We start from the raw sequence: 318 nt of genomic DNA on the forward strand, positions 1-318 counted from the left end.
CGCTGTTCCTGACCCCGGTCGCCATCACCAAGGATAATCTCAACCTCGTCATCGACGCCGGCTGGATCAAGAAGGACGAAGTCTGCGCGGGCGTCGCCGCCGGCAGCGTTGCGGCCTGCAACTGAGTTTGACCGCTTGAAGAAATGAAGGCGCCGCGGCCCAAAGCCGCGGCGTTTTCTCAAAAAGATTTGTGTTTCCGCATCACGCGGATAGCTTCTAGGCTGGCTTCGGCATCCGCGTAGACGGCCAGCCGGTTGGAGGAAATCATGACCGATACGACGTCCAACCCGCAGGCCGACACCGCGCGCGCCTCGGAAC

1 pseudogene is annotated in these 318 nt (G+C 61.6%); it reads left to right on the forward strand.

Annotated elements, in window-relative coordinates:
- A pseudogene (locus EN807_RS33970) lies at positions 1–125 on the forward strand (D-xylose ABC transporter substrate-binding protein); the annotation flags it as partial.
- Positions 126–318: the final 193 nt, after the last annotated feature.

Source organism: Mesorhizobium sp. M5C.F.Ca.ET.164.01.1.1 (assembly GCF_004792125.1).
In the GTDB taxonomy this organism is placed as follows: Bacteria; Pseudomonadota; Alphaproteobacteria; order Rhizobiales; family Rhizobiaceae; genus Mesorhizobium; species Mesorhizobium wenxiniae.